At 74.5% G+C, this 25,389-nt stretch carries 20 protein-coding genes (1 of these 20 running past the window's edge); 5 read left to right on the forward strand and 15 right to left on the reverse strand.

The window, feature by feature from the left end:
* From ACWDD9_RS19880 to ACWDD9_RS19895, 4 genes are all read right to left on the reverse strand, one after another.
* Positions 1-1,660: the beginning of an EndoU domain-containing protein gene (locus tag ACWDD9_RS19880; RefSeq protein WP_449812173.1), read on the reverse strand. Its footprint begins 25,922 nt before the window's first position; only the first 1,660 of its 27,582 coding nucleotides appear in the window; the start codon lies at positions 1,658-1,660; the stop codon falls past the left edge of the window.
* A 104-nt stretch (positions 1,661-1,764) separates the two neighbouring features.
* Positions 1,765-5,793: a type VII secretion protein EccCa gene (gene eccCa / locus ACWDD9_RS19885; protein WP_449812174.1), complete on the reverse strand. Its 4,029-nt coding sequence runs from the start codon at positions 5,791-5,793 to the stop codon at positions 1,765-1,767.
* Between the two features lie 91 nt (positions 5,794-5,884).
* Positions 5,885-6,382: a WXG100 family type VII secretion target gene (locus ACWDD9_RS19890; RefSeq protein WP_449812175.1), complete on the reverse strand. Its 498-nt coding sequence runs from the start codon at positions 6,380-6,382 to the stop codon at positions 5,885-5,887.
* Positions 6,382-6,684 (reverse strand): WXG100 family type VII secretion target, encoded by a 303-nt coding sequence (locus ACWDD9_RS19895; RefSeq protein ID WP_049655551.1) that lies wholly within the window; start codon positions 6,682-6,684, stop codon positions 6,382-6,384. Before ACWDD9_RS19895 ends, ACWDD9_RS19890 begins: the two co-directional genes overlap by 1 nt.
* Before the next feature lie 240 nt (positions 6,685-6,924).
* Here ACWDD9_RS19895 and ACWDD9_RS19900 point away from each other — a divergent pair, with 240 nt between their 5' ends.
* Complete coding sequence (locus ACWDD9_RS19900; protein ID WP_049655550.1) at positions 6,925-7,560, forward strand: hypothetical protein; 636 nt, start codon at positions 6,925-6,927, stop codon at positions 7,558-7,560.
* Positions 7,561-7,640: 80 nt separating this feature from the next.
* Here ACWDD9_RS19900 and ACWDD9_RS19905 read toward each other — a convergent pair whose 3' ends face one another.
* Together ACWDD9_RS19905 and ACWDD9_RS19910 are read right to left on the reverse strand one after the other, a co-directional pair.
* The gene (locus ACWDD9_RS19905) at positions 7,641-10,379 is read right to left on the reverse strand and encodes a right-handed parallel beta-helix repeat-containing protein (protein ID WP_449812176.1); all 2,739 of its coding nucleotides are present in this window, start codon (positions 10,377-10,379) and stop codon (positions 7,641-7,643) included.
* Between the two features lie 40 nt (positions 10,380-10,419).
* Complete coding sequence (locus ACWDD9_RS19910; RefSeq protein ID WP_449812177.1) at positions 10,420-11,493, reverse strand: hypothetical protein; 1,074 nt, start codon at positions 11,491-11,493, stop codon at positions 10,420-10,422.
* 269 nt (positions 11,494-11,762) lie between these two features.
* Here ACWDD9_RS19910 and ACWDD9_RS19915 point away from each other — a divergent pair, with 269 nt between their 5' ends.
* A complete protein-coding gene (locus ACWDD9_RS19915) occupies positions 11,763-12,494 on the forward strand; it encodes a LuxR C-terminal-related transcriptional regulator (protein ID WP_375874422.1) in 732 nt (243 codons plus the stop codon).
* 83 nt (positions 12,495-12,577) lie between these two features.
* On the opposite strand, the gene ACWDD9_RS19920 is transcribed toward ACWDD9_RS19915, so the two are convergent.
* The 3 genes from ACWDD9_RS19920 to ACWDD9_RS19930 all read right to left on the reverse strand — a co-directional run bounded on the left by ACWDD9_RS19920 (position 12,578) and on the right by ACWDD9_RS19930 (position 14,715).
* Positions 12,578-13,915, reverse strand: a complete 1,338-nt coding sequence (locus tag ACWDD9_RS19920; RefSeq protein ID WP_449812178.1) for an EsaB/YukD family protein — start codon at positions 13,913-13,915, stop codon at positions 12,578-12,580.
* 78 nt (positions 13,916-13,993) lie between these two features.
* Positions 13,994-14,320: a WXG100 family type VII secretion target gene (locus ACWDD9_RS19925; protein ID WP_049657206.1), complete on the reverse strand. Its 327-nt coding sequence runs from the start codon at positions 14,318-14,320 to the stop codon at positions 13,994-13,996.
* A gap of 38 nt (positions 14,321-14,358) precedes the next feature.
* Positions 14,359-14,715, reverse strand: coding sequence for a WXG100 family type VII secretion target (locus ACWDD9_RS19930; protein ID WP_049657205.1), 357 nt, complete (start codon positions 14,713-14,715; stop codon positions 14,359-14,361).
* Between the two features lie 333 nt (positions 14,716-15,048).
* On the opposite strand from ACWDD9_RS19930, the gene ACWDD9_RS19935 reads away from it, so the two are divergent.
* Complete coding sequence (locus tag ACWDD9_RS19935) at positions 15,049-16,209, forward strand: serine hydrolase domain-containing protein (protein WP_387967018.1); 1,161 nt, start codon at positions 15,049-15,051, stop codon at positions 16,207-16,209.
* Positions 16,210-16,320: 111 nt separating this feature from the next.
* Positions 16,321-17,490 (forward strand): serine hydrolase domain-containing protein, encoded by a 1,170-nt coding sequence (locus tag ACWDD9_RS19940; protein WP_449812179.1) that lies wholly within the window; start codon positions 16,321-16,323, stop codon positions 17,488-17,490.
* Positions 17,491-17,567: 77 nt separating this feature from the next.
* Here the strand turns inward: ACWDD9_RS19940 and ACWDD9_RS19945 are convergent, their stop codons facing one another.
* The 3 genes from ACWDD9_RS19945 to ACWDD9_RS19955 all read right to left on the reverse strand — a co-directional run bounded on the left by ACWDD9_RS19945 (position 17,568) and on the right by ACWDD9_RS19955 (position 21,098).
* Positions 17,568-18,275 carry a response regulator transcription factor gene (locus ACWDD9_RS19945; protein ID WP_117490385.1) on the reverse strand — a complete coding sequence of 236 codons (708 nt, stop codon included), beginning with the start codon at positions 18,273-18,275 and terminating at the stop codon, positions 17,568-17,570.
* On the reverse strand, positions 18,272-19,579 hold the full coding sequence (locus ACWDD9_RS19950) for a sensor histidine kinase (RefSeq protein ID WP_449812180.1): 1,308 nt from the start codon (positions 19,577-19,579) through the stop codon (positions 18,272-18,274). Before ACWDD9_RS19950 ends, ACWDD9_RS19945 begins: the two co-directional genes overlap by 4 nt.
* Before the next feature lie 277 nt (positions 19,580-19,856).
* Positions 19,857-21,098, reverse strand: coding sequence for a helix-turn-helix domain-containing protein (locus ACWDD9_RS19955; RefSeq protein WP_449812181.1), 1,242 nt, complete (start codon positions 21,096-21,098; stop codon positions 19,857-19,859).
* 287 nt (positions 21,099-21,385) lie between these two features.
* Here ACWDD9_RS19955 and ACWDD9_RS19960 point away from each other — a divergent pair, with 287 nt between their 5' ends.
* Entirely contained in the window at positions 21,386-22,651 is a 1,266-nt protein-coding gene (locus ACWDD9_RS19960; protein WP_234348159.1) for a L,D-transpeptidase, read from the forward strand.
* Positions 22,652-22,817: 166 nt separating this feature from the next.
* Here the strand turns inward: ACWDD9_RS19960 and ACWDD9_RS19965 are convergent, their stop codons facing one another.
* The 3 genes from ACWDD9_RS19965 to ACWDD9_RS19975 all read right to left on the reverse strand — a co-directional run bounded on the left by ACWDD9_RS19965 (position 22,818) and on the right by ACWDD9_RS19975 (position 25,320).
* The gene (locus ACWDD9_RS19965; RefSeq protein ID WP_049649020.1) at positions 22,818-23,492 is read right to left on the reverse strand and encodes a response regulator; all 675 of its coding nucleotides are present in this window, start codon (positions 23,490-23,492) and stop codon (positions 22,818-22,820) included.
* A gap of 180 nt (positions 23,493-23,672) precedes the next feature.
* Positions 23,673-24,425 carry an ABC transporter permease gene (locus ACWDD9_RS19970; RefSeq protein WP_063780012.1) on the reverse strand — a complete coding sequence of 251 codons (753 nt, stop codon included), beginning with the start codon at positions 24,423-24,425 and terminating at the stop codon, positions 23,673-23,675.
* Positions 24,418-25,320, reverse strand: a complete 903-nt coding sequence (locus tag ACWDD9_RS19975) for an ABC transporter ATP-binding protein (RefSeq protein WP_049649023.1) — start codon at positions 25,318-25,320, stop codon at positions 24,418-24,420. The genes ACWDD9_RS19970 and ACWDD9_RS19975 overlap by 8 nt, the downstream gene beginning before the upstream one ends.
* Between the last annotated feature and the right edge of the window lie 69 nt (positions 25,321-25,389).

Raw genomic sequence — 25,389 nt, forward strand, 5'->3', positions numbered from 1 at the left:
TCGGCTCCAGCGGGGTGTCGCGGGGGGTGGTGCCGCCTCCGGTGGCGGTCCGCTGGTTGTTCGTGGGCGCCTCCGCGCCCTCCTTGAGGGGCTGCTTCACGCCCTCGGGCCGGTTGTTGTTGCCGCCGGGGAGGCCGTCGTGGTTTCCGGGGGTCTTCGCGGAGAGCGAGTTGCGGTCCGTGGCCACAACGGCGTTGTCGCCCTCGACGCGGGCGGAGGCCGAGGACGGCCGGCCATTGGCGCCGACGTCGCTGCCGGGCCGCGTTCCGCCGGGCTGCCGGTCGAAGGAGGCCTTGTAGGTCTGGTTGTCGACGGGCGTCTCGGACTGCGAGTGGCCGGGGGTCTGCTCGTTCGGGCCGGGCCGGGTGACGTTGCCGGTGCCGTTGCCGTTGACGGTGCCGCGCGAACCGCCGTTCCCGCCCGTCTCGTTGACGGAGCGCGAGGTGGCGTCGGGCAGCGAGCCGTCCTTGCCGCCCAGCGGCCCGTGCGTCTCCTGGCCGCCGATCTGGCCGCCGGTGCTCTTCGGCGGGGCGACGTTGCCGATCCCGCCCGCCCCGGGCTCGTGCACTCCGGTCCCGGGCTTCACCTGACCGCCGGGGGTCGGCTGGTGGGTTCCCGACGGGTCGAGCTGGCCGGGCTCCCGGGTCACCGGCTCGGGGCCCCGGCCGGGCGTCGTGGTCCTGGGCGGGCCGGGCGGGGTGCTGCCGGGGGCCTCGTGGGGGATCCCGGTCTTGGGGGGCTCCACCCCGCCGGGGGCGACGGGCGAGCGTCCCGGCGGCACGCTGCCCGGTTCGGCGCCCAGCGGCTTGCCGCCGCCCGGGAACAGCTCCGGCGGCGGGACCTTGCCGATGCCGCCCGGGGTGACTCCGCCGATGTGCCCCGGCCCTTCCGGAAGCGGCACGGAGCCGCGCCCCGGCAGCGGGACGTGCTCGGTGACCGGGGGCTTCACACCCGGCGGGTCGACCTTCGGCGGGGTCACGCCCTTGCCCCCGACCCCCTTGGGGCCGCCGCCGATCCCGACCTCCTTGGGGCCGCGCAGACCGGCCAGGCCCCCGAGGCCGCCGAAGACGGCCCCGAAGCCCATGCTCATGCCCTCGGCGGCCCAGTCGATCTCGAACGGGACGTCGTAGATCTTGTCGGCGATCAGCTGGGCCAGCAGGTCGGTGCCCAGCTGGAGCAGGCCGCCGGCCACGGCGCCGCCGATGAAGGCGCCGATGTTGAGGATGGTCTGCAGGCTCTCGCCGATCGTCCTCAGGATGTTGGTGATGAGGGTGATGAGGCCTTCGAGGAGCGGCGCGATCAGCCTGGCCAGCAGGCCCAGGCCGAAGGGGAGGACGAACCCGAGGATGGTGGCGATGATGCTGGCCAGCCCGGCCGCGTTGGCGGCCTTCTGCTCGGCGGCCATGATCTTCTCCAGTGCCCGGCCGTAGTCGTTGATGGCGTCGCCGATCTTCCAGCAGGTGGTGACCGCCGGGTCGAGCACGCTGTTGCCGACGAGGTTCCAGGCGTCGTGCGCGGCCACCATGCCGTCACCGGTCCACTGGAACTTGTCCATGGCCATGCTGGTGCCGTACCGGGCCGCGTACACCGTGTTGCCCAGCTCGATCCACTGGTTGCCCAGGGCGTAGATGTCGCTGATGCTGAAGCCGTTGTCGGCCATCGGGGATCCACCTCGAAGCAACTGCCGCGGAGAGCGCGGGCGGGAAGGTACGAACGGGCCGGGGGCTGCGAGAGCCCCCGGCCCGGTGGGAGGAGCCCGGCTGGTCAGGCCGGCTCCTCCTCGCGGAGCGCGACCTGGAGCAGCCTGGCCGGTCCGGAGCGCCGGACGAGGACGCCGCGGCCCGGGGGGCGCTGGGCCGCGCGCTGGTCGCCCAGCAGGACGCCCTCGCGCGGGTCGCCGGAGAGGATCAGGCCGCCGGTGCCGAGGTCCTTGAGCCGGGAGAGCAGCGGGTCGGACATCAGCGGGCGTCCGACCCCGGCCACCCGGCGGGCCAGCACCACGTGCAGGCCGATCTCACGGGCCTGGGTGACGTAGTCGGCGAGCCTGGCCAGCGGGGACTGGTGGCCGACCGCGACCAGGTCGTAGTCGTCCACCACCACATACAGCTCGGGACCGTCCCACCAGTCCCGGGCGCGGAGCTGGGCGGCCGTGATGCCGGGCGGCGGCATCCGCTCGGCCAGCTTGGCGACCAGCTGGTCGACGTAGGCCTCGGCGGCGGCCGCGTCGCCCGCGTAGGCGCCGATGTAGTCCTCCGGCACCGCGTCCAGCAGGCTGCGCCGGTAGTCGATCACCATGAACCGGGACTCCCAGGCGGTGCTCCGGGCGGCCGTGGCGGCCATCCAGGTGCGCAGGAAGGCGGACTTGCCGCTGCCGGCGTCGCCGAACACCAGGAAGTGCGGGTCGCCCGGCCCCATCGCCAGGCCGACCGGCGCCAGGTCGCGCTCGCCGACGCCGATCGGCACCTCGTCCGCGGCGAAGCCGGCCGTCCCCGCGGGGTCGAGGTCCTCGAGCAGCACCCGGTCGGGCAGCATCAGCACCGGCGGGGCGCCGGCGCCCGGCCAGGAGGCGGCGATCTTGCCGAGCGCGTCCTCCTGGGCCTCGGCCAGGCCGTCGGTGCCCTCGCGGCCGTCCAGCCGGGGCAGCACGGCCTGGTACAGCACGCCGGGCGACACGATGCCGCGGCCCTGGATGTTGGGGACCTGCCGGCTCGCCTGGCGGCTGACCTCCGACTCGGTGGGCTCGTTCAGCCGCAGCTCCAGGCGCCCGGAGAAGCTGTCGCGCAGGTTCGGCCGGATGTCGGCCCAGCGGTTGGCGGTGACGATCACGTGCACGCCCACGCCCAGGCCGCGGGAGGCGATGTCCAGCACCGAGGCCTCGGCGCCCTCCAGCTCGGTGCGGATCGCGCCCCAGTTGTCCAGCAGCAGGAAGACGTCGGCGGCCCGGGTCCCGGCCGGCAGCCGGTCGGCCTTGCGCAGCGCCCGGAAGGCCGCCACCGAGTCGACGCCCAGCTCCCCGAAGAGCTGCTCGCGGGCGGCGACCAGGAGGCCGAGCTCGGCCAGCACCCGGCGGGCCCGCTGCTCGTCGCGGCGCCCGGCCACGGCGCCCACGTGCGGGGCGGCCTCCAGCGGGCCGAGGCTGCCGCCGCCGTAGTCCAGTCCGTAGAACTGCACCTCGTCGGGGGTGTGGGTGAGCATCGCGGACAGCACCGTGGTGCGCAGCAGGGTGCTCTTGCCGGTCTGCGGCGCGCCCACCAGGGCGAGGTTGCCGTGGACGCGTTCGAAGTCGAACTGGAGCGGCAACTGCTGCTGCTGGAGCGGCAGGTCGAGCACGCCGACGGGGAAGGCGAGCCGACCGGTGCCGGGCCACAGGCCGGCCTGGCGGCCGCGCCCCGGCTGCTCGGAGACCGGGCCGATCAGGCTGTCCAGCGGGATCGCGGCGGGCAGCGGGGCGAGCCAGACCTGGTGCACGGACTGGCCGAACCGGCAGACCTGGTCGACCGCCACCTCCATCTCGGTGGGGCCGGCGGGCAGGGCCGGCGGCTGGGACTCGGCGGGCTCCTCGGGCTCCTCCTGCGGCGCGGTGCGCAGTTCGAAGGGCACGACCGGGAGGCCGGCCGCGGCGCCGTCCTCGCCCGCGCCGGGCTCCTGGTACGGGCCGGAGATGTGGGCGACCCGGAAGCGCTGGTAGACCGACTCGTCCACCTTGAGGTAGGCGGAGCCGGGGATCGGGGGCAGCTGGTAGGCGTCGGGGGTGCCGATCACCGCGCGGCTCTCGGCGGCGCTGAAGGTGCGCAGGCAGACGCGGTACGACAGGTGCGACTCCAGGCCGCGCAGCCGGCCCTCCTCCAGCCGCTGGGTGGCCAGCAGCAGGTGCATGCCCAGGCTGCGGCCGACCCGGCCGATCTGGACGAACAGGTCGATGAAGTCGGAGCGCTGGGAGAGCAGTTCGCCGAACTCGTCGACCACGATCAGCAGGTAGGGCAGCGGTTCCAGCGGCTTGCCGTCCACGTCGCACTGCCCGGCCGCCTGGCGCAGCTGGTACTCGCGCAGCGAGTCGACGTTCCCGGCCGCGCGCAGCAGCCGCTGCCGGCGCTGCTGTTCGCCCTGGAGGGCGGCGCGGACCCGGTCCACCAGGGAGAGGTCGTCGGCGAGGTTGGTGATCAGGCCGGCCACGTGCGGCAGTCCGGTGACGCCGGCGAAGGTGGCGCCGCCCTTGAAGTCGACCAGCACCAGGCTGAGCAGCTCCGGGGAGTGGGTCATCGCCAGCCCGGTGACCATGGTGCGCAGCAGTTCGCTCTTGCCGGAGCCGGTGGCCCCGACGATCAGGCCGTGCGGGCCCATGCCGCCCTGGGCGGACTCCTTGAGGTCGAGCAGCACCGGGTCGCCCTCGCCGGACAGGCCGATCGGCAGGCGCAGCAGCCGCTCGTCGCCGGCCGGGATCCAGCTGACGGACGGGTCGAAGGCGGCCACGTCGGGGGTGCCGAGCATTTCGGGCAGGGTGATGGTGCGGGCCAGCAGCTGCTCGGGCTCCTCGGACAGGCTCAGCGGGGCCAGCGCCCGCGCGGTGAGCTCGCAGAGCTCCGGGGCGGGGGCGTCCGCGACGGCCCCCTCGACCCGGCTGTACAGCTCGGTGTTGCGGCCCTCCAGGACCAGCGAGCCGTCCTCGCCCACCCGGGCGCGCACCTCGGTGCGGGTGGGCTCGTCGCGCTCGGCGCCGACCAGGCAGATCACGGTGATGCCCAGGTCGGGCCCGGCCGATTCGAGCAGGGAGGTGGCCACCGGGCTGCGGGCCCAGGCGGCGGCCGGGTCGTACGGGTCGAGCAGGACGACGAGCCGTCGCATCACCGGGGTGGGGGCGCCCGCCAGGACGGGTCGGCGGGTGGTCCGCTCGGCCTGGGCGCGGGTGATCGCGCCCTCCAGGGCGTCGGCGAGCGCCTCGAACTCGGCGGCGACCAGCGGGACCACACCGGCCGGGCTCGGGGCGCCGGCCTCGTGGGTGTGCGGGAGCCACTTGGCCCACTCCCAGTCGGGGTCGCCGCCGGTGCAGACCACGACGGTGACGTCGTCGGGGGCGTGCAGCACCGCGAGCTGGCAGAGCAGCGAGCGGGCCAGCGCCCTGGTCCGGTCGGCGGGGCCGAGCAGGCTGAGCACGCCGGTCCTGACCAGGTCGACCAGGGCGGGCTGGCGGCCGACCGTACCGGCCTGGTCGACCACCCGCTGCGCGGCGGCGTGGGTCTGCTCGTCGTACTCCGCGAGCGGGTCGTTGCGGGTGCCGAGCTGGATCGGGGTGGCCAGCGGGCCCTGCCCCTGGCCCAGGCGCAGCTGCAGGAAGTCCTTGTCGGTGGCGCGCCGTTCCCAGACCCGGCGGCGGCGCTCGGCGAGCGCCCAGAGCCGCTCCGGCGAGGGGTGCAGCCAGCCGGCCGCCAGCCGCTGGCTGTCGGCGACCTGGCGGGCCGTCTTCTTGACGTCGGTCAGGTAGCGCAGGTAGCGCTCGCGCTGGCGGTCCTTGGTCTGCCGGGTCGCGCTGCGCATCTGGTGGCGGACGGCGAGGGTGGCGGCGATCGAGATCAGCACGAAGCCCACGCCCAGCGCGATCAGCAGCGGGTTGCGGTACATCACCATGTAGGCGGCCATGCTGATGCTGCTCATCAGCGGCAGCAGCAGGGAGAGCCAGGTGCTGGCCGAGGAGTTGGCGCCCTGCGGGGTCTGCGGCGGGGCGGGCAGCACCACGCGCTGGTCGGGCAGGGCCGGCGGCAGGGCGCGGGTGGGCCGGTGGAAGGGGATCCTGCTCACCTGGTTGTGCCTCTCGGTGCTCGACTGCGGCGGTGGTGCGGCGGGCCCTGGCGCGGGGGCGCGCCGGGGCCGGGGCGGGGGTCGGGCGGGGTCAGAAGATCTCGGCGACCACGGTGTTGCTCTTGTCGTTGACGAGGTCCTTCGGCGGCGGGTTGTAGGCGTTCGGGTCGCCGGTGCCCGTCGAGGGGGCGCCGATGGCGGCGGTGAGCGGCGCGAAGAGCTTGGTGACGATGAAGTCCTCGGCGTGGTCGTAGTTGGCGGCCGCGCTGCCCACGGCGATCATCAGCCGCTGGAAGACCCCGTCCGCGCCGTCGGGCTTGGCCTTGGTCTTGGTCCCGACCAGTTCCGCCATGCAGGCGTTCCACTGGTCGAAGATCGCTTTGGCCTGGTCCGCGGTCTGTCCCGCCCAGCCCAGCTTGAGGTCGGCGAGGGTCTGCTCGATCGTGACCAGGCTGTCCAGGATGTTGTTCAGGGAGGTCTCGACGGTGGTCTTGGCGGCCGCCATCTCGTGCAGCGGGATGGTGAGCTTGACCGTGTCGTAGTCGGGCGTGACCGGAGCGGGGGTGCCGGGGTTGGGTTCGACGCTCATCAGGCGCGCACGTTGTTGTAGTTGGCCAGTTCCATGTCGTGGTACATCCGGTAGGCCGACCGCATCCGCCTGGTCATCTCGTCGAGCAGGTTCTGCAGGTCGACCATGTCGTCCTTGTAGACCTTGGTGATGGCGGCGAAGGAGGTGCCGGCCGGGCCGATCCAGCCGGTCTCCAGGGGTGCCAGGGCCGTCGCGATCGCGTCGATCTCCCCCTTGATGTTCTCGCTCTCGGCGCCCAGCGTGCCGGACGCTTCGAGCAGTTGCTGCAGGTCGACCTTGAATTCCTGCAAGGTGTAGGCCACGGCAGGCGCTCCCCGGGGGCTCGTCGTTCGGCCGGTCCGCACCGGTCCGGCCCGGCCCGATCCGCGTACGGCTGGTCCACGTACGCACGTCGGCCCTGCGGAGTCTAGGCAGCGGCCGGACGGGCGGGACAGACCCGCTTTCTGTCCCCCCGGCGTCCCCGAACGGGGACCTCCCGCCCCGGGCGGGCGGTGGGCGAGGATGGCCCTGTTCACTGCCCGCTCCCTGCTCCGGAGGTCCGCGTGGTCGCCCCGATCAACTCCCCGATCTACGTCCCGTCGCCCGAGGACGGCGGCGGCGGAGACCCCAAGCCGGGCGGGGGCGCGGCCGACCCGACCCTGAAGATGCTGTGGGAGAACGGCTACGTCCCGGGCTTCAACGAGGGCTTCACGAACCCCGCCAACGCCCCGTCCGGGACCGGCCCGTCCGGGACCGCCCCCGCGCCGCCCAGCCACGCGTCCTTCTCGGTGGACCTGTCGACGGTCTACTCCGTCATCGTCAGCGGGGCGTCCACCACCTCCGGGGTGGTGGACGCCTACAACGCCCTGAAGGCCAAGGTGGACGCCGTGGTCGCCAGCGGCACCTTCTGGGGCCAGGAGTTCGCCCCCGTCGGGACCTGGTACGACAACTCGGGGATGGCCGGCGGGATGGGCCCGATCGCGCGGACGGGGCCCATCCCGGACAAGGGCGTCCAGAAGGCCGCCCAGAAGTTCGCGCCGATCATCAACCCCGAGCTGCAGACGGCGCTGCGCCAGGTGGCCGACGCCGTCGAGATCTACGGCGTCTACCTGGCCCGGCTGGACCTGGCGGGCCAGGCCTACGCGTCCGCCGACCACGGGTCGATCCTCCCGGAGGTCGCGCCGAGGCCGACGGCCTGACCGGTCGCCGGCGCCGTGCCCCGGGGCGGGGAGCCCCGGGGCGCCGTGCGTCGGACCGCCGTGCCCCGGACCGCCGTACGTCAGACCGCCGCGCTCAACTCCGGCAGGTCCTCCGGCAGGACGGTGGTCAGGTCCTCGGCCGTCGGGGCGTCGAGGTCGGCGATCCGCTGGGCGTGCCGCTCCGTGATCCACTGGAAGACCTGGCGGGCGGTGCGGCCGTTGCCGAAGCCCTCGTCGCGCGGCAGCTCCGTGAAGTACCCGGCCAGCGCGGCCAGGGTCGGCTCCGGCAGGTCGTAGCGGTGCTGCTCGGCCTGGTGGGCGACGATGTCGACCAGCTCCGGGCCGAGGTAGTCGTCGAAGGTCAGCGTACGGGTGAACCGGGAGGCCAGGCCCGGGTTGGCGTCGATGAAGCGCTGCATGTCCCCGGGGTAGCCGGCCACGATCACCACGACCTCGTCGCGGTGGTCCTCCATCAGCTTGACCAGCGTCGAGATGGCCTCCTGGCCGAAGTCGCCGCCCTGGCCGTGCGGCACCAGCGCGTAGGCCTCGTCGATGAAGAGCACCCCGCCCAGCGCCCGGCGGAACACCGCCGTGGTCTTGGGCGCGGTGTGCCCGACGTACTCGCCGACCAGGTCGCCGCGGTCCGCCTCGACCAGGTGGCCGCTGGAGAGCATGCCCAGCGCGTGCAGGATCCGCCCGTACAGCCGGGCCACGGTGGTCTTGCCGGTGCCCGGGTTGCCCGCGAAGACCACGTGGCGGCTGGTGGGCGGCGGCGGCAGGCCCATCTCCTTGCGGCGCCGGACCAGCTGCATCAGCTTGACCATGGTCTCGACGTCGCGCTTGACCCGCTCCAGGCCGACCAACCGGTGCAACTCCGCGAGCAGGGCCGCCAGTTCGGCCTCGGCGCGGTCCCGCTCCTCCGTCCCGTCCGCCTCGCCGTCGCCCGCCGGCGCGCCGGCCCCCGCCGTCGCCCCGGCCGTCGCTCCGGCCGTCGTTCCCGGCAGCGACCAGGGCCGGGCGATCCCGGCCGGGGTGCCCGGGGCGACCGGCTCGCCGACGGCCGGCAGGGTGGCCTGCTCGACCCGCTCCGTCCGGCAGTCCTCCAGCACGGCGGCGGCCCGCTCGGCCAGCGCGACGTCCTCGGCGGTGTCGTGGACGAGGCAGCGGCGCAGCACCGGATCGGCGCCCGCGCCGACGTACAGGGCCGGGTAGCCGGTCTCGGACAGCGCGCAGTCCTCCAGCAGGCCGTGCGCGCCCTCGTCCAGGTACAGGCCGTTCTTGGCGGTGCGCGCGATCGTGCTCGCCCGCACCCGCGGGTCGGCGCCCGCCCGCACCACGATGCCGCTGCCCGCCGTGTCGGTGATCTCGCAGCCGTCCAGCACGGGGGTGCTCCGCTCGGCGGCGAGCAGGCCGGAGCCGCCGGTGTCGTGGATCCTGGTGCGGTTCAGCAGCACGCCGGTGCGCTCGCCGACCTCCACGCCCGCGCCCGCCGTGGCGGCGATCTCGCAGTCCTCCAGCAGCGGGCGGTGGCGGGTGTCCAGGCGTACGCCGACGCCGGTGGCCCGTACGGTGCAGCCGCGCAGCACCGCGTCGGCCCGCTCCTCCACCGAGACCCCGGCCATCCGGGCCTGCTCGACGGTGGTGCCCTCGGCGCTCAGCAGGGAGTTGCCGGTGACCCTGATGCCGTGCTCCGGCGTGCCGTGCAGGCGGCAGTCGGCCAGGTCGGCGGAGCCGCCCTCGCCCAGGTGCAGGCAACTGAAGCCCGCGTCCGCCACCTCGCTGCCGCTCAGCGCCAGTTCGGCCTCGCCCGCCACGTACACGCCGTTGCCGGTGGCGCGCAGGAAGCCGCCGCCCTCAACCCGCGCCGAGGCGCTCTGGCCCAGGGCCAGCCCGGTGTCGCCGGTGTCGGTGGTGACGGTGTCGTACAGGCGCAGGCGGCTGCGGTCCACGGCCACGATCCCGGCCCCGCCGGTCCGCGCGACCCGGCAGTCCCGCAGCAGCACCCGGGCGTCCTCGTCGGCGAGGACGCCCACGGTGGCGGCGCCCGTGATCTCGCAGTCCGTCAGCACGGTGCCGCCCTCGGCCAGCCCGGCCGACCCGGCCGCGAGCGGCTCGGGGGTGTCGGCCGAGACGTGCAGGCCCGCCGCGTGGTTGCCGTGCAGACGGCAGGCGCGCAGCACCGGGGCCGCCGCGTCGGCCACCCGGACGGCCGCGCCACCGCTGCCGGTCACCTCGCAGCCCTCGAACGAGCCGCCGCCGGTGCCGCCGACGTACAGGCCCTGGGCGCTGCTCGGGCCGATCCTGGTGCTCCGCACCTCGGGGACGGCGCCCTCGGCGACCAGCAGCCCGACGCCCTCGGTGTCGGCCACCGCGCAGCCCTCGACCACGGCCCGGCTGTCCCCACCCAGGCGCAGGCCGACGCCGACCGCCCCGCGGACGGCGCAGTCGCGCAGCACCGGCGCGGCCCGCCCGGCCACCTCGACCCGGCCGCCGACCACCTCGCAGTGCTCCAGCACGGGTGCGCCGCCGCCGATCAGCACGGCCGGCTCCCGCGGGTCGGCGCCGCGCAGCAGCAGCCCCCGCACGGTGGGGCTGCCGCCGGCCACGGTGAGCGCGGGCCCGCGCGCCGGGGCGATCGTGACCGTCCCCGGCCCCTCGGCCGCCTCCAGGCTGACCCCGCGCTCCAGCAGCACGCTCTCCGCGTACTCGCCCGGCATCACCGAGACGACCCCGCCGTCGGCGGCCGTGCGCACCGCCGCGCCGATGCTGCGCTGGACGCCCCAGCCCCGCTGGGCGACCTTGACCCACGTCTTGCTCATGCGCGCACCCCTTCGGGGCCTGGTACCGCACCCACAGGGCTCAATTGCAGGTCGCCCGCATCTGGGCGACCGCCAGGTGGGCGTTGGTCTTCGTCTTCCCGTGCCAGTCCAGGCCCCGGCTGTCCAGCTTGATCATCAGCACCCCGGTCGTGGTCCTGAAGGTGCCGACGTCCTTCCACTCGCCGAGGTGGCCCCGCTGGTCGACGTCGAAGGCGTTCAGCATCCCGGAGGAGAGGCTGGACGACCCGTAGGCCTCGAAGTGCGCCGGCTCCCCGCCGACGTGCGTGATGTCACCGTCCTTGGGCGTGTACACCTGGACCTGGCAGGTGGCCGTGCGCAGGCCCGCCGCGCCCGGGGAGAAGGTCCACAGGGCGTAGTTGCTCCGGTCGTCCTCCTTCGCGTCGCCCGACATCGGCATCGCGTCGAACTGGCCCTTGCAGCCGTCCTGCGCCCAGCCGGCGCTGCCCACGCTGACCCAGCCGGCGCTGCCGTTGGAGTACCGGCCGGCCTCGGAGAAGCCCTGGAGGCTGTTGGACGGGCAGCCGTAGCCGGCCACCGCCGTGTAGGCGGCGGACTTGGCCGCCGCCAGGTTGGGCGCCGGGACCGCCGGGGCCGGGGCCGCGGGGGCGGGAGCGGCCGGGGCGGGAGCCGCCGGCGCCGGGGCCGCCTGGTTGTTCCGGGGCGCGAGCGGCGCGCCGCCGGCCGGGGCGGGCGCGTTGTCGCCCGAGGGCGCGGGCGCGTTGTCGCCGGGCGCGGGGGCCGGCCGGCCCTGCGGGTTGCCGCCCGAACCGCCGGCACCGGTGTCGGTGTTCGCCAGGGGCGGGGCCGCGTTGCCCGGGGTGCCGGGCGCCGGCTGGCCGGAGCCGGTCGAGGCGCTCGGCGAGGGGGTGGCCGTCACCGGGTGCTCGGCCGCTGCCTTCGCCGGCCCGTGCTGACCGCTCTTGGCCAGCATGCCGACGCCGACCGCGCCCGCACCGACGACGAGCACGGTGAGGCCCACCGCCCAGGCACGCGGCACCACCTTCGAAGGGCCGCCGTCCCCGCCCCGGACCTCCTTGACGAAGGCCGCCACCATGTTCCGCCGGTCCGTACCGTCCTGCTCGGCCTCAGCCATGATCAACCTCCACGGGCGCGGGCGGGCGCGCGGCCCCCCGACCGAATACGACATGTTCCGGTGCGGGCGCCCGGACGAACAGCCCGTGCCGCTCCGCACACTGATGGTTCGACGGAGCGTGCGCGAGCGGGCGCCGTCGCCGTCTCGCAACCGATCCGAACATCTCAGGCCCCGGCTGCGTAGAACGGAGTGACGGCACGTGACGCAGACCTCCCGACGCGGCTCAGCTGGCGCGACCGCACGGGAGACGGAGAGAGGGAAGGCCGGTTATGCCGACCATAGGCATCGTCGAGGACCACCGCATGACACGCATGGGGATCGAGCAGGTCCTGGCCCGCAGCCCCCGGCTGGAAGTGATCGCCTCGGTGGACACCGTGCACGACCTGGCCGAGAGCGGGCTCCGCCCCGACGTGGTGGTGCTGGACCCCACTCCCTACTCCGGCACGTCCGTCCTGCACGTGATCGGCGCCCTGAGCGCCAGCAGCGCGGTCCTGGTCCTCTCGCCGTCGGCCGAGCCCAGGGACCTGCTGACCGCGCTCAAGGCCGGCGCGTACGGCTTCGTCACCAAGCACGCCGACGACACCGAGTTCCTGTCCGCCGTCGAGGCGGTCGCCCGCGGCAGCTTCTACCTGGCGGCGGGCCTGGGCGGCCACCTCCACTCCGAGCTGAGCCGTCGCAGCCCCGGCGAGAGCCAGGGCCTGGCCCGCCGCGAGGTGGAGACGCTGCGGCTGATCGCCCAGGGCTACACCCACGGCCAGATCGCCCGGCTGATGGCGCTCAGCGAAGCCACCGTCAACACCTACGTGAAGCGGATCCGGGCCAAGCTCAACGCCGGCAACAAGGCGGAGCTGACCCGCAAGGCGATCGAACTGGGCTACGTCGACGAGACCGGCCCCGAGCCGGCGGCCTCCCCCGGCCCGACGGCTCCCGCCGCGGTGGCGGACCCCCTCCGGTTCGGCGTCCCGGAGCAGCTGAGGGTCCACCAGCTCAGCGGGCGCTAGGCCGTCCGACCGGCCGTCCGACCGGCCGCCCGGGACCGGACGGGGCAGGACCGGGCGGCGGTCCGCCCGGCAGGCCGTCCGGCTCACAGGTGGTGTCCGAACGCGGCGAGGTTCTGGAACACGCCGAACACCCCGAGCGCCAGCGGCACCGCGGCCACCCCGCAGAGCGTGCCCAGCACGTTCAGCGCCGGCGGCCGCGCGGCCTCGCGGGCCGCCGTACGGCGGAAGGACAGCGCCACCCCGGTGCCCGCCATCAGCACCCCGACCACGCAGAGCGCCACCGGGCCGACCCAGCCGGGAGCCGCCATCGCCTCGGGCGCGAACAGCAGGGTGGTGGCCAGGCCGACCGCGCCGGCCACCACCACGGGGGCCGCCTCGGCCAGCAGCCGGAAGGTTCCCGCCCGCAGCAGCGCGGCGACCGCCAGGCAGCCCGCCAGCGCCGGCGGGTAGCCGCCGTGCGCCGAGCCGAGCACGGCCAGCGCGACGGCCAGCAGCAGGGAGACCGCGGCGGTCCAGCAGAGCAGCAGGGTCCGCGCCCGGTGCACCATCACGCGGACCGCGCCGTCCTCCGACCCGCGCTCGGTGGGCCACAGCGCGGCCAGCTGGCCGGCCAGCCATGGCGCGATCAGCAGCATCCCGTAGCCGACCACGGCCACCGCGGCCGCGCCCTGGGCGAGGTCCGCGTGCACCGCCTCCAGCAGCCCCACCACGGCCGCCCCGGCGACGCCGAACAGCAGCACGGCGGCGGCGACCACCGAGGGCGCCGCCCAGAGCGCGGCCCCGGCGCCGACCATCGCCCCCAGCGCCGCCGCGGTGGCGTTGCCGTCCACGGGGTCGGGCAGGAACCAGCCGGCCACCGCCGCGCAGGGCACGGCGGCCAGCGCGATCGGCAGGCCCAGCCGGGACGGCAGGTCCAGGGTGGAACGGCCCAGCAGCCAGCCGGTGATGACCAGGACGAACGCGGCGCCGACCGCCACCGGGCCGGCCACCGCCCCGGACCAGCCGCCGCGCGAGGCGGCCGTCACGCAGGCGGCGGCCAGGCCGAGCGCGCCCAGGACCGTCGCGCAGACCGCGCGGGCGCGCGAGGTCCAGCGCAGGTCGCCGAAGGAGTCGGCGACGTCCGCGACCAGCTCGTCGACGTCGCGGACCAGCGGTTCCTCGAACTCGCCCTCGGCGGCGTCCCGCAGGTACAGCAGCTGACCGTCCTGCACCCCGGCCTCGCGCAGCGAGGAGACGGGGTGGAGCGTCGGCCCGCCCGGCACCGCCAGCGACCACGCCGCCGGCAGCGCCTCCAGCTCCTCCTGGCCGACCAGCCGGGCCAGCATCGTGACGTATTCCGCGATCGGGGCGGCGGCGGGGACCGCGAGGTCCACCCGCTTGTGTTCGCCGACCACTGTCACTCGGCAGTGCCCGTCAGCCATGCGTAGCTCTCTTGCCCTCGTTCATGCGGAATGTCGTACGGATGGCGGCCGACCGCGACGGCGGCGGCGGCCCCGGCCTCAGCGCCGGCCGGCGGTGTTGTTCCAGGTCTGCGAGTTGGCCCACTCGGCGCTGCTGTAGTTCGCCCAGTTGACGTTCATGGCGTGCGCGATCTGGCCGAGCACGCCGTCGGGGCCGAACAGCCCCTCGGCCGCGATGTTCCACTCGGCCTGGAGCCCCTGGTAGTAGCCGGAGGCCGCGCCCTGCCAGAGCTCCGGCAGCTGGTTCAGGTACATGGCCAGCTCGTGCAGCTGCTGGGCGATGTCGGCCGCCTGCGCGTTGAGGTAGGGGCCGGCGTGCTCCAGGTCCTGCTGGACGCTGATCGGGACGGCGTCGGAGAAACTCATCGCGGTGCTCCTGGGAGGGGGTGGGGAGGGACGCGGCGTCAGAACTTGGCGGCGGGCAGCGTCACCTTGCGGAGGTTGGCGAGGTTCGCCTGCTCCGACTCGACGTAGTTGACGTAGTTGCCGCGCAGCCCGGAGGCGATGTCGGTGAGCGCGTCGTGCATCATGCGCGCGTAGATGTCGTAGTCGGCCATCAGCACCTCGAAGGCGCCGTGCGCCGAGCCCTGCCAGCAGCCGCTCAGCCCCGCGACGTACGTCCGGAGCGTGGCGATCTTGGTGTCGATCTCGCCGGCCTGGTTGGTCACGTAGACGGACGCCGCGGAGACGTCGTCGGGCGTGACCTTGTAGCCGCCCATCGACGGACCGCCACTGCCCGTGGTGTTGCCCGGCGTCGTCATCCCTGGCCCCTTCGACGTCTGCTGACGGAGAGCGAGCGGCGGCCGGCCGCCACCCGTCGGGGCGCGGCCGCGAGCACCACGCCCGGATTGTCGCCGCCAGCCTCCCCCACCACCCCGGGACGCCTCCAGTCACCGTTTCGGATGTCCCTCGCCCCCGCCCCGCCCCCGCCCCGCCGCGGTCCCGGCCGGGAGCCCGGTCCCGGCCGGGGCGGGTCCCGGGAGCCCGCTCCCGGGTGCGCTCTCGTCCTGGGAACCGATGAACTCCCGTGCCCCTGAATGGTCTTCTTGCCGCAGGCCGGGAATCCCCGGCGCCAACCACCAGAGGGGACCCCCGTGTACGAGCACGCACCGCACCACCGCCTTCCGCTCCGCCGCCGCAACGGCCGGCACCGGGTGGCGGTAGCCGTGGCGGCGGCCGCCGCCGTGGCCGCCGGCGTCCTGGCACCGACCGCGGCGTTCGCGGGCGGCAGGCCCGACAGCGTCCAGTCGAGCCTGGACACCCTGGCCAAGGACGACGGCGTGCCCGCCGCGCTGGCCGCCGTCAAGGGCCGCGACGGCCGCACCCGCACCTACACCGCCGGCGTCGGCGACCTCGCCACCGGGGCCAAGGTCCCCACGGACGGCCAGATACGGATCGGCAGCAACACCAAGCCCTTCACCGCGGTCGTCGTCCTCCAACTCGTCGCCGAAGGAAAGGTGGGCCTGGACTCGCCCGTCGAGACCTACCTGCCGGGCCTGCTGCGCGGCGACGGCATCGACGGACGCGGCATCACCGTCCGCCAGCTGCTCCAGCACACCAGCGGCCTGCCCGAGTACGTGGACAAGGGCGCCATCCTCGCCAACCCGAACCGGTACTACGAACCGCGCGAGCTCCTCGACGCGGCCCTGGCCCAGAAGGCCCACTTCGCCCCGGGTACGCGGTGGGAGTACAACAACACCAACTACCTGGTGGCCGGCCTGATCATCCAGAAGGTCACCGGGCGGCCGCTCGGCGAGGAGATCAACCGGCGCGTCGTCGACCGCATCGGCCTGCGCCACACCTACTTCCCCACCCCCGGCGACACCACCGTCCGCGAGGCCCACCCCAAGGGCTACCACCAGGAAGCCGACGGCTCGTTCCGCGAATACACGGACCTGGACCCGTCCTGGGGCTGGGCGGCGGGCGCCGTCGTCTCCACCACGAGCGACCTCAGCCGCTTCTACGCCGCGCTCCTCGGCGGCCGGCTCCTGCCCGCGGCGCAGCTCGCCGAGATGCGCACCACCGTCCCCGCCGACTCGGTGGGTCCCGGCGTCCGCTACGGGCTGGGCCTGATGAGCAACCCGCTGTCCTGCGGCGGCCTGTACTGGGGCCACCTCGGGACCATCCCGGGCTACTTCAGCTCCGGGGGCGCCACCGACGACGGCCGCGCCGCCGGCGTCGCGGTGACCATGATCCCGGGCGACGCGGCCGAGCAGCACGTCAAGGCCGCGGTGGACACGGCCCTCTGCCGCTGACCCGGTCCGAGCGTCCGCACCGGCACGACCACGACCAGCGGGTTCCGCGCGCCCCGGCGCGCGGAACCCGCCCGCCCCGCCAATTCCCGCCTCCAGCAGAGGAGTTCCTCCATGAACGAGCGCGTACAGCACACCCGAACCCATCGCGGACGCCGTGGCCGGCACCGGATGGTGGCGGCCGTGGCGACCGTCACCGCCGTGGCCGCCGGCGTCCTGGCGCCGACCACGGCGTTCGCCGGCGGCAAGCCCGACATCGTCCAACAGAGCCTGGACGCCCTGGTCAAGGACGACGGCCTGCCCGCCGCACTGGCCGCCGTCAAGGGCCGCGACGGCCGCACCCGCAACTACACCGCCGGCGTCGGCGACCTCGCCACCGGGGCCAAGGTCCCCGTGGACGGCCAGATCCGCGCCGGCAGCAATACCAAGACCTTCACCGCCGTCGTCGTCCTCCAACTCGTCGCCGAAGGAAAGGTGGGCCTGGACTCCCCCATCGAGACCTACCTGCCGGGCCTGCTGCGCGGCGACGGCATCGACGGGCGCGGCATCACCGTCCGCCAACTGCTCCAGCACACCAGCGGCCTGCCCGACTACATGGACTCCCCCGAACTCTCGGACTTCACCACGGTGCAGTACCGCTACTTCGAGCCCCGCGACCTTCTCGACGGTGCCCTCGCCCAGAAGGCCCTCTTCCCCGCGGGTACCGGCTGGGCGTACAGCAACACCAACTACATCGTCGCCGGTCTCCTCGTCCAGAAGATCACCGGACGGCCCGTCGGCGAGGAGATCACCAAGCGCGTCATCGACCGCATCGGCCTGCGCCACACCTACTTCCCCGCCGTCGGTGACACCACCGTCCACGAGGCCCACCCCCACGGCTACCTCCCCAGCACACCGGGCGCGCCCCGGTTCGACTACACCGAGATGGACTCCTCGATGGCCTGGGCGACGGGGGCGATCGTCTCGACCAACACCGACCTCAACACGTTCTTCACCGCGCTCCTCGGCGGCCGGCTCCTGCCCGCGGCGCAGCTCGCCGAGATGCGCACCACCGTCCCCGCCGATCTGATCGGCCAGGGGATCCGCTACGGACTGGGCCTGCAGAGCAGGCCGCTCTCCTGCGGCGGCCTCGTCTGGGGCCACGGCGGCACCGCCCCCGGCTACCGGTCCCGCGGCGGCGTCACCGAGGACGGTCGCGCCGCCACCATCACCGTCACCACCGTTCCGGGCGAGGCCGGCGCGCAGCACATGACGGACGCCCTGGACGCGGCCCTCTGCCGCTGACCCGGGCCTCGGGCCGGCCCCCTGCCCACGCCGGGGGCCGGCCCGACCCTGCTCGCTTCCGCCTGGTCCGACCCGCTTCAGCCCGCCGGGTTCGCGGACCGGGCCTCGACCAGACCGGACTCGTAGGCCGCGATCACCGCCTGGGCACGGTCGCGGACACTCAGCTTGGCGAAGACGCTGGTGATGTAGTTCTTGACCGTGGAGACGCTGATGCCCATCGCCGAGGCGATCTCGGCGTTGTCGAGGCCGGTGGCCAGCAGGTGCCACACCTCGATCTCACGGGGCGTCAGTTCACCCGGAGCGGACACCGGCACCGGCGCCGACACCGGCGGCCGCGGCAGCCGGGGCGAGGTGACGTAGGTGGAGATCAGCCGGGTGAGCAGGCGCGGCGCCACCACCGCCTCCCCGCCGTGCACCGTCCGCACGGCCGCCGAAAGCTCCTCCGGGGAGACGTCCTTGGGCAGGAACCCGGAGGCTCCGGCGCGCAGGGCGGCGACCACGTACTCGTCCATGTCGAAGGTGCTCAACGCCAGGACCCGGCACGCGGGCAGCTCCTGGGAGAGCCGCTCGGTCGCCTGGACCCCGTCGAGGACCGGCATCCGGATGTCCATCACCACGACGTCGGGCCGGTGCTGGTGCGCGAGGTCCACCGCCCGCTGCCCGTTGTCCGCCTCGGCCACCACCTCGAACGCCGGGTCGGGGGCCAGGATCAGCGCCAGGCCTCGCCGCACCAGCGGCTGGTCGTCCGCGATCAGCACCCTGATCCGTTCCGCGGTTCCCGTCATCCGAGCCGTTCCTCTCCGTCCGCCGGCGCCACCGGCAGACTGGCCACCACCCGGAAGCCACCACCGTCGATGCCCCCGGCCACCATGCTGCCGCCCTGCAGCGCGACGCGCTCGCGCATGCCCATCAGACCGTACCCGGTGCGGCCCGCCCGCGGTCCGGGCGCACCGCCCGCGCCCACCGGGGCGTCCGCCGGGGAGTCGGGCGGGGAGTCGGGCGGCGCGGCGGTGCCGTTGTCGGACACCTCGACGGTGACCCGGTCCGGGTGGTAGGTCAGCCGGACCCTCGCCCGGGCGGCCCGGCCGGCGTGCTTGCGGGTGTTGGTGAGGGCCTCCTGGACGATCCGGAACACCGCCAGGCCGGCGCTCGGCGGCAGCGGGCGCTCCTCCCCCAGGACGGCGAAGTCGGTGGGCAGGCCGGCCCTGCGGGACTCCTCGACGAGCTGTCCGAGCTGCCCGACCCCGGGTTGCGGCGCGGACGGCGCCCCGCCCGACGCCCCGCCCGGAGCCTTGCCCAGCGCCCGGTCCGCCCCGTCCGGCTCGTCGTCGGCCCGCAGCACGTCGAGCAGGTGGCGCATCTCGCGCAGCGCCATCCGGCCGGAGCCCTCCAGGGTGACCAGGGCCTCGCGCACCACCTCGGTGTCACCGCCGAGGTTGGCCCTGGCACCGGCGGCCATCAGCTGCATGGTGGTGATGTGGTGGGCGACGATGTCGTGCAGCTCCCGCGCGATGCGGCGCCGTTCCTGCGCCACCGCGCGGTCGGCCAGCAGCCTGCGCCTGACCTCCACCTCGCGCTGCCACCACGTCAGCCCCTCGGCCGTGACGACGACCAGCGCCGCGGCGACCACGTTGCCCGCCACGTCCCCCACCGCGGGCGGCAGCGGATACCCCCGGCCCACCAGCGGTACGGCGGCCGCCACGAGGCCGGCCGGCACGGCCACCGCGACGCCGCGGGACCGGGCCACGGCGAACAGCGCGACGCAGAGCGTGCCGGTGAAGTGCGGCGGCATCGACACACTCAGGTTCAGCGCCAGGCCGAGGACCAGCACCCCCGCCAGCGACGCCAGCGGGTGGCGGCGCCTGGTGAGCAGCGGCACGGCCGCCAGTACCAGCAGGACCAGCGCGGTCGCGGCGATCGGCGGTCTTCCGTCCGAGCCGCCGATCGTGTAGCCGAGGAGGTCCAGGACGGCCACCCCGACGGCCACCAGCGCGTCGCCGGCCGTCCAGGGCAGGCCGGCGCCGCTCTGCTCCGGCGACGGCCGCAGTGGCAGTGGCAGTGGCAGCAGTGGCCCGTGGTGCGTCGACATGCTGTGGCGCTCCTCTCTACGGCCGGTCGGCCGCCCCGGGCCTCGCCGGTCCACCGAGACCGCCGCCCGTGAGCCGTCCCCTCGCGGCGGCCCGCGGCCCGGGGAGCGCTCCGGCGTCCCCGGTCGATCCTCCCAGCGGCCCCCGGCCCCGGGCAGGCTCCCGGGACCGATCCCGGACCGGGCCCCTGGTCCTGGCCGGGGCCGTACCCCGGGGCCCCGGTCCTGATCGCGTTCCCGCCCCGTTCCCGGCGCCGCCCCGCCGTCGCCATCGTCGCCGTTACTGCCGGGCCGGGGCCTGCTCCCAGGCCTGCCCGCCCGCCGGGTAGGCGTACAGCGGCCGGTCCTTCACCGCGCTGGTGCGGAACGGGGTGCCGCGGCCGAGGTCGACGGGCAGCATCCCCTTCCGGTTGCCGCTGGTCCACTCCAGTTCCAGGTACCAGCTGACGTCGTGGGTGGTGGTCTCGGCGGTGACCTCGATGACCGCCGGTTCGCTCTGGGTCACGACCACCGGCAGGCTGCCGCTGCCGTCGGCCACGACCGGGACGGGGCGGGCCGCGTCCAGGTCGATGCGGTAGGAGCGGGCACCGACTCCACCGGCGCAGCCCTCGCCCATGGAGTAGGCGTTCCAGGCGAGCGGGGCCGCGACCCGGGTGACCCGGACGTTGAGACCCGTCAGCAGCACGGTGTCCCAGCCGGTGCCCTGCACGGTGAGCTTGACCGACCGGGAGTGGCCCGGCACCGCGCCGACCTGGGAGGCCCAGCCCGCCGCCTCCGGCACGGCGGGCGGTCGGGGGACCTCGGACGGCGGGCGGTTGACGACGTACTGGTCGCACTTGGCGTCCCAGCCGGACGGGTGGACGGCGACGCTGATCGGTGCGCTGGTGCTCGGGTCCGCCCCGCCGATCGCCCCGGGTGGGCTCGCCCCGGCAGCGGCGACGGCGGCGGCCGCGGACAGCTGCGGGGACAGGGACGGGGGCACGGACGGGGCCGGGGATCCGGTGGACGACCCGGCGTCGGCGGCCCGGGCCGGGTCGGTCTCCCCGTCCGGACGGAGCCTCAGGCCGGTGACGACGACCCCGACGGCGACCAGCAGCGCGATGGCCGTCACCGCGGCGAGGACGCCCCGGCGGCGGGTGCGCCGCCGGGGCGGCACCGCGGGGGCGCGGTCCGGGACGGGCTCCGGTGCCGGGGCCGCCTCCGGTACCGGGGCCGCCGCCGGTGCCGGGGCCGCGGGCGGTGCGGGTGCCACCGGCTCAGGGGCGGCGGTCGGCCTGTTCCCACGCGTCGCACGGACGACGACCCACAGCCGGTACAGCTCGACACGTTCCTGCGGCGTCGCCTCGCACACCCGCGAGAAGTGGTCCAGCGGGGCGAACTCCGTCGGCATCACATCGCCGTTGCAGTAGCGGTGCAGGGCCGACGTGCTCAGGTGCAGCCGCTTCGCCAGCGCTCCGTAACTGAGCCCCGACCGGCTCTTCAGCTCCTGCAGCAGCCGGGCGACCTCGTCCGTCTCCCTCAACTTCCCGATTCCCTTCGGCACTGTTCCTTCACCCGCCCCCGGCAGTCGGGCTCGGCACCGTCACGTCCCCCGCCCCCGCCCCCGCCGGCTGTGGCGCGGGCTCCGGCAGACAAGCACGCGGCACGCCGTCCCACGGTTCCGCCATCCCGCGAACGCGTCCCAGGAAGCTTACGTCTTCCCAGCTCAGAGCAGGTACGGGCGTCCCCGGGTCCCTGATCGCCGGCTCACCGTTGTGGCCGGGACGAGCGGGCGGACAAGCTGGCGACCAACACCGAGAAGGAGCACCTGTGAGCACTGTTCGGGCGGCCCGTTCCGCCATACGCACCACCGACCGTTTCAACCGCGGCGCGGTGGCACTGACGATGGGCGGGGTCCTGCTGATGACCGCGGCCTGCGGTGACGAGCAGGGCAAGGGCGGTGAAGCGGCCGGCCCGGCGGGCGCCTCCGCCACCGCCGCCCCCGGCGCCACCGGGGACGGGAACGCGAACACGACCACCTCGAAGACATCCGCCGCCGTGCTGGACGTCGAGCCGAAGGACGGCGCCCGCGGCGTCGCGCCGAACGCCCTGCGGGTGTCCGTCTCCAAGGGCAGGCTCACCACCGTCGACGTGACCGACAAGGACGGCAAGCCCGTCCAGGGCTCGATCACCCCGGACGGCACCGGCTGGAAGCCCGCCGCCGCGCTCACCCCCGGCACGGCGTACACGGTGAACGCCCAGGCCGCGGACGCCGACGGCCTGGTGGCCGCGTCCACCTCCGCCTTCACCACGCTCACGCCCGAGAAGCAGGTGTCCACCAACGACAACATCGGCGACGGCCAGACGTACGGCGTGGGCATGATCGTCAAGGTGGACTTCAGCACGAAGGTCGTGAACAAGGACGCCGTCGCCAAGGCGATCACCTTCGAGACGGACAACGGCACCGAGGTGAAGGGCCACTGGTTCGACGACAACCGGCTGGACTTCCGCCCGGCCGACTACTGGAAGCCGGGCACCAGGGTGACCATCCACTACCGGCTGAAGAACGTCGAGGTCGCCCCGGGCGTGTGGGGCGACGTCGACAAGGACGAGCCGTTCAGCATCGGCCGCTCCCAGGTCTCCACCGCCGACGCCGCCACGCACCAGATGACGGTCGTCCGGGACGGCAAGAGCACCACCGTGCCCGCCACGCTCGGCGACGCGAAGCACCCGTCGTGGGGCGGCACCATGGTGATCATGTCCAAGGAGAAGGTCACCCACATGAACTCCCAGACCGTCGGCCTCGGCAACGAGTACGACATCCCCGCCGTCCCGCACGCGATGCGGCTGACCAGGAGCGGCACCTACCTCCACGGCAACTACTGGTACGAGGGCGACCCCTTCGGCAAGGCGAACACCAGCCACGGCTGCGTCGCGCTCAAGGACACCGAGGGCGGCAGCGACACCTCCAGCGCGGGGGCGTTCTTCAACAGCTCGCTGATCGGCGACGTCGTCACGATCGTGAACACCAAGGAGAAGACCGTCGCCCCCGACAACGGCCTGGGCGGCTGGAACCTCCCCTGGGCGAACTGGTAACCCCCACCCGCCCCGGCGGCACCGACCGGCTCCGGAAGCCGACGGACTGCCACCGACCGCGACAGCGACAGCGGAGCCGCCGTGGAAGAGGCCCCCGGGCCCCTCCTCACCACGGCGGCTCCGCCACGCCCGGGCGCGGCCTCGGGCAGGCGTCAGGCGTCAGGCGTCAGGCGGGCATGCCCGGCTCGGCGAGACCGCTCTCGTAGGCGATGATGACCAGTTGGGCCCGGTCCCGGACGTTCAGCTTGGCCAGAAGGCTGCTCACATGCGTCTTCACGGTGGGCAGGCTGATCACCAGCCGCTGGGCGATCTCGGCGTTCGACAGCCCGTTCGCGATCAGCACGAGCACCTCCTGCTCCCGCCTGGTGAGCCCGACGAGCCGCGGGGCCGGCCGCGCCGTCGGCCGGGTGCGGGAGACGGTCTCGATGAGGCGGCGTGTGACCGTGGGCGCCAGGACGGCCTCGCCGGTGGCGATGACGCGGATGCCGGCGACCAGGTCCGAGGGCGAGGCGTCCTTCAGCATGAATCCGCTCGCACCCGCCTGGAGGGCCGGGTAGACGTACTCGTCCATGTCGAACATCGTCAGGGCCAGCACCCGTACGCCGGCCATGGTCTCGTCGGAGCAGATCTCCCGGGTGGCCGCGATGCCGTCCATGACGGGCATCCGCAGGTCCATCAGGACGACGTCGGGCCTGAGCTCCCGGGCGAGTTCCACCGCCCGGGCGCCGTCACCGGCCTCGCCGACGGTCTCCATCCCCGGTGTCGAGTCGACGAGGACGCGGAAGCTCCCGCGCAACAGCGCCTGATCGTCCGCGATCAGCACCCGGACCGCCTCGGCCATCCCGCATTCCCCGCAAACTGCTCATCGAGCCCTCGAAGTCCGCGATTCTAGCAGCAGCGCCTGTTCCGTCTCCTCAACTGCCTTTGGACATAAGCCCTGTTGAGGGCGGTCGGCCGGGGCCGGAGCACGCCGGCCGGCCGCGCCCGTCACGCGACGTCGAGTCCCTCCCCGCCCGTCCCGTCAACCGTCCCAACGCCGGTGGCGCAGCCAGCCGGCCGCCAGTGCCACGACGGTCCACGCGAGGAGGACGGCGAACCCGGTGAGCGCGTCGTCCGAGCCGACCGTGAGCATCCGCATGCCGGCCCGGTCGGGGAGGTACCGGACCATCTCCTTGGTCGCGCCGATGGTGGACAGGATCTGGGAGCCGGCGAGCACCATCGGGAGCAGGACGGCCAGCGGGACGACGGCGCCGCGGGCCGTCGAGGCCACGCCCGCCGCGAACAGGCTCATCATCGTCAGATAGACCACGGCGCCGGCGAGGGCGCGGGGGACACCACTCGTGTCGATGCCGGCGCCGTGGGGACCGAGGGCGAACTGCGTGAGCAGGTAGCCGAGGACGGTGACGGGGATCGCGACGGCCACCGCGGCGGCGGCGGTGACGGCCGCCTTCGCCAGGTAGAGCCGCCCGCGCCGGGGCACGGCGAGCAGCGAGACCCGCATCATGCCGGACGAGTACTCGCTCGAGACGAGGAGCACGGCGAACACGATCAGCGCCAGCTGGCCGTAGAGGACGCCGTCCATGCCGGTCTGCTCGGGGGTGAAGTCGGAGCGGAGCAGGGGGTTGTCCGACTCGATCGCCTTCCTCGCGGACCAGCCGCCCAGGGCGGAGAGGAAGAGGCTGGCGGGGGCGAACAGCAGCAGCGCGACGAACGTGCCGCGGACGCCGCGCAGTTTGGTGAACTCGGCCCGCATGGCCGCGGCCGTCTCAGACACGGGTGCTGCTCCCTTCGGGGCCGGTGAGCTTGAGGAAGGTGTCCTCGAGCGATCCCGTGTGGGTGCTCAGCTCTTCGAGCGGGAGGTCGCCCGCCGCGGCCAGCCGGTTGATCTCGGCCGCCGTCATGCCGTCGACCTCCAGGCTGCCGTCGTGCGCGAGGCTCAGCGAGGCGCCGTTCCGTTCCAGTTCCCGGTGCAGGCGCAGGGGTTCGGAGGTCCGCACCCGCACGTAGGTCCGTGCGTGGCGCCGGATGAACTCCTCCGTGCCGGTCTGGGTAAGCAGTCGTCCGCGGCCGATGACGACCAGGTCGTCCGCGACCACGGACATCTCGGCCATCAAGTGGCTGGAGACGAGGACGGTCCGGCCCTCGGCGGCCATCGAGCGCAGCAGGTCGCGCAGCCATCGGATGCCCTCGGCGTCCAGGCCGTTGACCGGCTCGTCGAGCACCAGGACGGGCGGGTCGCCGAGCAGGGCCGCGGCCAGGCCGAGCCGCTGTCCCATGCCGAGGGAGAACGTGCCGACCCGCCGCCGGGCCGCTCCGGTCAGGCCGACCGCCTCCAGGACCTCCGCGACCCGTCGCCGGTCGATCCGGTTGCTCTGCGCGATCCAGCGCAGATGGTCGGCGGCGGTCAGGCTGCGGTGCGCGACCGCCGTCTCCAGCAGGGCGCCGACCTGCCGGGCGGGGTACGTCAGTTCGTGATAGGGGCGGCCGCCGATGAGGGCGGTTCCGGCATCCGGGCGGGTGAGGCCGAGGATCATGCGCATCGTCGTGGACTTCCCGGCCCCGTTGGGGCCCAGGAATCCGGTGACGGCGCCCGGCCGCACCGTGAAGGTGAGGCCTGCCACGACGGTGGTCTCCCCGTACCGCTTGGTCAGGTTCTGGACTTCGATCACGGGACGAGTCTCGTCGGGCGGGCCGGCCGGCCGCATCGGTCCGGGGTCGGGATTCCGCGGCGGCCCGCG

The organism is Kitasatospora sp. NPDC001119, assembly GCF_053598475.1.